Genomic DNA, 7,141 nt, shown 5'->3' with positions numbered 1-7,141 from the left:
CCGGTGCCCGCTACTCGCGCGCCGCCGAGGTGGAGCTCATGTCCGCGTAGCGGCTCCCCGCCACCCGGCCGGCCACCGGCTCCAGCAGCGCCGACTCCTCGGCGGTCAGCCGCAGCGTCGCCGCCGCGGTGTTCTCGGCGAGCCGGCTCCGCTTGCGGGTGCCCGGGATCGGCACGACGGCCAGCCCGTGCACCTCGGCCCGCTGGTGCACCCAGGCCAGCGCGACCTGGGCGAGCGAAACGCCGCGGGCCGCCGCGATCTCCCGCAGCGGGTCGAGCAGTTCGCCGTTGGCGGCCGCGTTGTCGCCGGTGAAGCGGGGGTGGCGGCGGCGGTAGTCGTTCGCCGAGAGCTCCGTGGCGTCCTGGAAGGCGCCGGTCAGGAAGCCGCGCCCGAGCGGCGAGTACGGCACGAAGGCGACGCCCAGCTCCGCCGCGGCCGGCACCGCCGTGCGCTCGACGTCGCGGGCGAACACCGACCACTCGGACTGGAGCGCGGCGATCGGGTGGACGGCGTGCGCCTCGCGCAGCTCGTCGCCGGTCACCTCGGACAGGCCGAGGTGGCGCACCTTGCCGGCCTTCACCAGCTCGGCCATGGCGCCGACCGAGTCGGCCAGCGGCACGGCCGGGTCGCGGCGGTGCATGTAGTACAGGTCGATCTCGTCCACGCCGAGGCGGCGCAGCGAGGCGTCCACCGCGGTCCGGATGTACGCCGGGTCGTTGCTGATGCCGCGGACGGCGCCGTCCTCCTCGGAGCGCAGGATGGCGAACTTGGTGGCGAGCACCACCTTGTCCCGGTTGGCCCGGACGAAGGGGCCGATGAGCTCCTCGTTGCGGCCGGAGCCGTACATGTCGGCGGTGTCGAAGAGGGTGACGCCGGTCTCCAGGGCTGCGTCCAGGGTGGCGAGCGCCTCGTCGGCGTCGGTGGGGCCGTAGAACTCGCTCATGCCCATGCAGCCGAGGCCCTGGACGCCCACCAGCGGGCCGCCGGTGCCGAGTTCGACGGTGGGAAGGACGGTCTGAGTCATGCGCTCTGCTCTTCCTCTACATGGATGTTCTGGCACGTGGCCGGGATGCCGGCGCCACCGGCGCCCTTCCCGGCATAGATGTCGATCTTGTAGTCCAGGACGGCGAGGGTCGCCTGGAGGTCCACGATCCGCTGTCGGACCTCCTCGCGCTGGGCCTCCAGGAGCAGCCGCCGCTCCCCGTAGGTCTGCTCGCCCTGGCGGGCCATGCCCACGTACTTGAGCATGTCCGCCACCGACATGCCGGTCAGCCGCAGCCGGCCCAGGAAGGCCAACCGGTGCAGATCGGCGTCGGAGTAGCGGCGCTGGCCGCCCGCCGCCCGGTCCACCGGGTCCAGCAGGCCGATCCGCTCGTACCAGCGCAGGGTGTGGGCGGTCAGCCCGCTCGCCGCGGCGACCTCGCTGATGGTGTGCCTCGGGCTCGGGTCCGGATCGCCGACAGGGCGGCTGAACACCTCGGAGCAGCTGCGCAGGTCGATCTCGATGCGTGCGGGTGCGGCCATCGCTCGTTCCCCCTTGTCCTGTGCGACGGGAACGACGCTACAGAGTTGGAGTGCACTCCAAGCAAGCCCGACAGCCGGGTGGGCCCGCCACCACCTTTTCCGAGGATTTTCCCGGCGACTAGAGTCGGGCCCATGGAGAGCTTGCGGATGATCGAGAACTGGCCGGTGCCCCACGCCGCGGCGGCGGTGGTCCGGGCGGCGGACGGCGCGGTGCTGGGCGCGCACGGGCCGCAGCAGCACCTGTTCCCGCTCGCCTCGGTGACCAAGCTGCTCACCTCGTACGCGGCGCTGGTCGCCCTGGAGGAGGGCGTGTTCGAGCTGGACGACCCGGCCGGGCCGCCCGGATCCACCGTCCGCCACCTGCTCGCGCACACCTCCGGCCTGGGCTTCGACGAGGACCGGGTGTTCGCCGAGCCCGGCAACCGCCGGCTCTACTCCAACGCGGGCTTCGACGCGCTGGCCCGGACGCTGTCCGAGGCCGCCGGGATCGAGTTCTCCCGCTACGTCGCCGAGGCCGTCTTCGAGCCGCTGGGCATGACGGACACCCTGATCCACACCGCCCACAAGTCCCCGGCCGGCGCCGGCGGCCTGTCCACCGTCGCCGACCTCGCCCGGTTCGCCGCCGAGTTGCAGGCCCCCAAGCTGCTGGACCCGTCCACCGTCCGGCAGGCCACCCGCGAGGTCGCCTTCCCCAGCACCAGCGGCGTGCTGCCCGGCTACGGCCACCGCCGCCCGAACGACTGGGGCCTCGGCTTCGAGATCCGCGACGGCAAGAGCCCGCACTGGACCGGCACCACCAACTCCCCGGGAACCTTCGGCCACTTCGGCCAGTCCGGCACCTTCCTGTGGGTCGACCCGCAGGCCGGCGCGGCCTGCGTCGCGCTCACCGACCGGGACTTCGGGCCGTGGGCGGTCGAGGCCTGGCCGGCCTTCTCGGACGCGGTGCTGGCGGAACTGAACGGTTAGCCGTACGAGACCGGCGAGTGCATCTCCCAGAGCAGGAGTTCGGCGCCGGTCTCCCCCGCCGCCGGGTCGGCGAAGGCCTCGCCGGTGATCCGCACGCTGTCGCCCGGGACCATCGAGCGGCCGCCGCCCTTGGGCCCCGGGACGGTCCGGTAGCCCAGCGAGCCGGCCGTCAGGTGCGCGTACCGCCAGGGCGCCTCGGGCAGCGGCGGCAGCGGCTGCCAGGGCCCGGCGGTGGCCAGCCAGAGCGCGGCGTCGCTGCGTCGCAGCCGCAGGGCGTCCGTCCCCGCGTCGCGCTCCAGGCCGGAGGCGAGCAACGTCAACCCGCCGTCCGCCGGTTCCACCTTGCGCAGGCCGTACGCGGGCGGCGCGTCGAACTCGTCCGGCTGGAGCCACATCTGGACGAAGCGGACCGGCCCGGTGGCGCCGCCGACATTGCGCTCGGTGTGGGTGACACCGGAGCCGGCACCGAGGTGCTGCACCATCCCGGGCCGGACCACCCCGCTGTGGCCGTACGAGTCCCGGTGGGCCAGCGCTCCCTCCAGCACCCAGGTGAGGATCTCGGTGTCCCGGTGCTTGTGCTCCTCGAACCCGGCGCCGGGGGCGAGGAGTTCCTCGTTGCAGGCGAGCAGCGCGCCGAAGTGGGTGTTCTTCGGGTCGTAGTGGCCCGAGAAGGAGAACGCGTGCCTCGTCTCGACGCCCTCGGCCGGGGCGGAGCGGTAGCGTTCGGCGGTGCGGCGCAGGTCGGCGCGGGGGCGGTCGGCGGCTTCGGTCACGCCCCCACCGTAGTCGCCGGCGCGCGGGGTGTGACTCTTGCCACCGCGCCGCTCCGCCGGGGGGTGTGCACGAGCAGTCACTCACGTGAGGCAGTCTTGTCCTTGTGCCAGCCGCTTCCGCGAACTCCAAGAGCGAACCCAGCCCCAGCCCCGCACCCGACCCCACCGGGAAGAGCCCGGCCGCCCGGGCGGGCCGTGACCGCCCCGGCCGCGCGGCGCCCCGCCTGACGGCGCAGGAGCGCAGAAACGCCGCCGAGCGCGCCGAGCGCCGGGCCGCGACGCTCAAGCGGCTGGAGAAGTCCTCCGGCAAGCTGGCCACCGCCGCGATCTCGCGGATGGACGACCAGCTCGGCTGGTACCGGCGGATGCCCCCGGAGCACCGGTCCTGGATCGGTCTGGTCGCCCAGGCCGGCATCGCCGCCTTCACCGAGTGGTACCGCCACCCCGAGTCCGCGAAGGCGATCTCCACCGACGTCTTCGGCACCGCCCCGCGCGAGCTGACCAGGGCGATCACCCTGCGCCAGACCGTCGAGCTGATCCGCACCACGATCGAGGTGATGGAGGAGGCCATCGAGGAGGTGGCCGCCCCCGGCGACGAGGCGGACATGCGCGAGTCGGTGCTGGTCTACGCCCGGGAGATCGCCTTCGCGACCGCCCAGGTGTACGCCCAGGCGGCCGAGGCGCGTGGCGCCTGGGACGCCCGGCTGGAGGCGCTGGTGGTCAACTCGCTGCTGTCCGGCGACGCCGACGAGGGCGTGCTCTCGCGCGCCGCGGCGCTCGGCTGGGGCCAGCCCAACCAGATCCGGGTGGTGATGGGCAGCGCGCCGGACGGCGACAGCGAGCTGGTGGTCGAGGCGATCCGCCGGGCCGCCCGGTACGCCAAGCTGCACGTGCTGACCGGGGTGCTGGGCAAGCGCCTGGTGGTCGTGGTCGGTGGTGAGAAGGAGCCGGTGCAGGCGGCCAGGGCGCTGATCGGCCAGTTCGCGCCGGGCCCCGTGGTGGTCGGCCCGACCGTGCCCGACCTGCTCTCCGCGACTCGCTCGGCCGCCGCCGCCGCGGCCGGCCTGCGGGCCTGCGCCGCCTGGCCGGACGCCCCCCGCCCGGTGCTGGCCGACGACCTGCTGCCCGAGCGGGCGCTGGCCGGCGACCAGGCCGCGCGCCGTCAGCTGGTGGAGGAGATCTACACACCGCTGGACGAGGCCGGCTCCGCCCTGCTGGAGACGCTGAGTGTCTACCTGGAGCAGGCCTCCTCGCTGGAGGGCGCGGCCCGGATGCTCTTCGTCCACCCCAATACGGTGCGCTACCGGCTGCGACGTGTGACTGACGTCACGGGGTACGCCCCCTCCGACGTACGTTCGGCGTTCACTCTGCGGATCGCGCTGGCCCTCGGCCGGCTGGACGCCGTCGGGGAGCCCGGCTGAGCCGGAGTGTAGGGACCATACAATCCCGGATGGTTTTCTTCGTTACCGTCGCCTACCCGCCCCTGGGCGCCTGGCGAGAGAGGGTTGAACCGTGCTCGTAATCGTCGCCCCTGGACAGGGTGCCCAGTCCCCCGGTTTCCTCAGCCCCTGGCTGGAGCTCGACGGCGTCGCCGACCGCCTGCGCGGTTGGTCGGAGGTCGCCGGGCTCGACCTGGTGCACGCCGGGACCGAGGCGTCCGCCGAGGAGATCAAGGACACCGCCGTCGCCCAGCCGCTGCTGGTCGCGGCCGGTCTGGTGACCGCCCGGGAGCTGTTCCCGGACGAGGACGCCGCCCGCGCGCTGGTCGGCGCCGTGGCCGGCCACAGCGTCGGTGAGATCACCGCCGCCGCCGGCGCCGGGGTGCTCACCGCCCACGACGCGCTGACCTTCGTGCGCGAGCGCGGCCGGGCCATGGCCGAGGCCGCCGCCGTCACCGAGACGGGCATGCTCGCCCTGCTCGGCGGCGAGCCGGAGGAGGTCGCGGCCAAGCTGGCCGAGCACGGCCTGACGGCGGCCAACAACAACGGCGGCGGCCAGATCGTCGCCGCCGGCACGCTGGACCAGCTGGAGGCGCTGAAGGCGGACCCGCCGACCCGCTCCAAGCTGGTGGCCCTGAAGGTGGCCGGTGCCTTCCACACCGAGCACATGGCCCCGGGTGTCGAGCGGCTGGCCGAGCTGGCCCCGACCCTGACGAGCGTGGCCGACCCCAAGGTCCGCTACGTCTCCAACAAGGACGGCGCGGTCGTGGACTCCGGCTCGGAGGTCCTCGCCCGACTGGTGTCCCAGGTCTCCAACCCGGTCCGCTGGGACCTCTGCATGGAGACCCTCGGGCAGCTGGGCGCGACGGCCGTGATCGAGCTGTCCCCGGCCGGCACCCTCACCGCGCTGCTCAAGCGCAACCTCAAGGGCGTGGCCACGCTCGCCCTCAAGACCCCCGCCGATCTGGACAAGGCCCGCGCACTCGTCGCGGAGCACGGCGGTCAGGAGCAGGAGAACCAGGCATGACCAAGCCCCAGATCCGTCCGGTGAGCGGCGCGCAGTACTCGCGCATCCTCGGCGTCGGCGGCTACCGTCCGGTCCGGGTGATCCCCAACTCCGAGGTCCTGGAGTGGATCGACTCCTCGGACGAGTGGATCCGCACCCGCAGCGGGATCGCCGAGCGCCGCTGGGCCGGCCCGGAGGAGTCCGTCTCCGAGATGTCCGTCCAGGCCGCCGGCAAGGCCATCGCCCAGGCCGGGATCTCCGCCGACCAGATCGGCGGCGTGATCGTCTCGACCGTCTCGCACTTCAAGCAGACCCCGGCGATCGCCACCGAGATCTCCGAGCGGCTCGGCTGCGGCACCGCCCCGGCCTTCGACATCTCGGCCGCCTGCGCCGGCTTCGGCTACGGCCTGGGCCTGGCCGACGGCATGATCCGCGGCGGCAACGCCGAGTACGTGCTGGTCATCGGCGTCGAGCGGCTCAGCGACCTGACCGACCAGTCGGACCGCTCCACCGCCTTCATCTTCGGCGACGGCGCCGGCGCCGCGGTCGTCGGCCCGTCCGACACGCCCGGCATCGGCAAGCTGGTCTGGGGCTCGGACGGCTCGCAGGCCGACCTGATCACCCAGACCGAGGCCTGGGACACCGCCTTCGCCAAGTCCGACGCCGTCAACGGCGCGGGCGAGGAGGCCAAGTGGCCGGCCCTGCGGATGGACGGCCAGCCGGTCTTCCGCTGGGCGGTCTGGGAGATGGCCAAGGTGGCCCAGCAGGCGCTGGACGCCGCCGGGATCACCGCCGACCAGCTCGGCGCGTTCATCCCGCACCAGGCCAACATGCGGATCACGGATGCCATGATCAAGGCGCTCAAGCTGCCGGAGTCGGTGCCCGTCGCCCGCGACATCGCCGAGACCGGCAACACCTCCGCGGCCTCCATCCCGCTGGCGATGGAACGCATGCTGGAGAGCGGTGAGGCCCACAGCGGGGACCTGGCCCTGATCATCGGGTTCGGGGCGGGTCTCGTGTACGCCGCGGCAGTCGTTACTCTCCCCTAGGCGCATTCGCCCAATCCACAAGCCTGTGTCCGGCCGCCGGCCGGACGCGTTCAACACCGAAGAGGAGCAGCCAGTATGGCTACCAAGGACGAGGTCCTGGAAGGTCTCGCCGAGATCGTCAACGAGATCGCCGGTATCCCGACCGAGGATGTCGCGCTCGACAAGTCCTTCACCGATGACCTGGACGTCGACTCGCTGTCCATGGTCGAGGTCGTCGTGGCCGCCGAGGAGCGCTTCGACGTCAAGATCCCGGACGACGAGGTCAAGAACCTGAAGACCGTCGGCGACGCGGTGGACTACATCCTCGCCAACGCCGCCTGAGCGATCGACTCGTTCGACTCGGCCAGCCCGTCCGGCGTCCCGTACGCCGGTGAGAGCTGACCC

8 protein-coding genes are annotated in these 7,141 nt (G+C 73.1%); 5 read left to right on the top strand and 3 right to left on the bottom strand.

Annotation, left to right across the window (positions count from 1 at the left end):
- Positions 1 to 10: 10 nt before the first annotated feature.
- Together ACFU6K_RS25800 and ACFU6K_RS25795 are read right to left on the bottom strand one after the other, a co-directional pair.
- Positions 11 to 1,024: an aldo/keto reductase gene (locus tag ACFU6K_RS25800; RefSeq protein WP_380666825.1), complete on the bottom strand. Its 1,014-nt coding sequence runs from the start codon at positions 1,022 to 1,024 to the stop codon at positions 11 to 13.
- Positions 1,021 to 1,524, bottom strand: a complete 504-nt coding sequence (locus ACFU6K_RS25795) for a MerR family transcriptional regulator (RefSeq protein WP_380666823.1) — start codon at positions 1,522 to 1,524, stop codon at positions 1,021 to 1,023. Before ACFU6K_RS25795 ends, ACFU6K_RS25800 begins: the two co-directional genes overlap by 4 nt.
- A gap of 132 nt (positions 1,525 to 1,656) precedes the next feature.
- On the opposite strand from ACFU6K_RS25795, the gene ACFU6K_RS25790 reads away from it, so the two are divergent.
- The gene (locus tag ACFU6K_RS25790; RefSeq protein ID WP_380666821.1) at positions 1,657 to 2,490 is read left to right on the top strand and encodes a serine hydrolase domain-containing protein; all 834 of its coding nucleotides are present in this window, start codon (positions 1,657 to 1,659) and stop codon (positions 2,488 to 2,490) included.
- Here the strand turns inward: ACFU6K_RS25790 and ACFU6K_RS25785 are convergent.
- Complete coding sequence (locus ACFU6K_RS25785; protein ID WP_380666819.1) at positions 2,487 to 3,263, bottom strand: pirin family protein; 777 nt, start codon at positions 3,261 to 3,263, stop codon at positions 2,487 to 2,489. The two genes, ACFU6K_RS25790 and ACFU6K_RS25785, sit on opposite strands and share 4 nt — an antisense overlap.
- Positions 3,264 to 3,487: 224 nt before the next feature.
- On the opposite strand from ACFU6K_RS25785, the gene ACFU6K_RS25780 reads away from it, so the two are divergent.
- The 4 genes from ACFU6K_RS25780 (at position 3,488) to ACFU6K_RS25765 (ending at position 7,078) form a co-directional block, all read left to right on the top strand.
- Complete coding sequence (locus tag ACFU6K_RS25780) at positions 3,488 to 4,684, top strand: PucR family transcriptional regulator (protein WP_380666827.1); 1,197 nt, start codon at positions 3,488 to 3,490, stop codon at positions 4,682 to 4,684.
- A gap of 91 nt (positions 4,685 to 4,775) precedes the next feature.
- A complete protein-coding gene (locus ACFU6K_RS25775) occupies positions 4,776 to 5,729 on the top strand; it encodes an ACP S-malonyltransferase (RefSeq protein WP_380666817.1) in 954 nt (317 codons plus the stop codon).
- Positions 5,726 to 6,757 (top strand): beta-ketoacyl-ACP synthase III, encoded by a 1,032-nt coding sequence (locus ACFU6K_RS25770; protein ID WP_380666815.1) that lies wholly within the window; start codon positions 5,726 to 5,728, stop codon positions 6,755 to 6,757. Before ACFU6K_RS25775 ends, ACFU6K_RS25770 begins: the two co-directional genes overlap by 4 nt.
- 75 nt (positions 6,758 to 6,832) lie before the next feature.
- Positions 6,833 to 7,078 (top strand): acyl carrier protein, encoded by a 246-nt coding sequence (locus tag ACFU6K_RS25765; protein ID WP_049656691.1) that lies wholly within the window; start codon positions 6,833 to 6,835, stop codon positions 7,076 to 7,078.
- Positions 7,079 to 7,141 lie beyond the last annotated feature (63 nt).

This window comes from Kitasatospora sp. NPDC057512 (assembly GCF_042802135.1).
Lineage (GTDB): Bacteria > Actinomycetota > Actinomycetes > Streptomycetales > Streptomycetaceae > Kitasatospora.
Note: the sequence above shows the minus strand (reverse complement) of the source record. Positions and strands in the feature narration are given on the sequence as shown.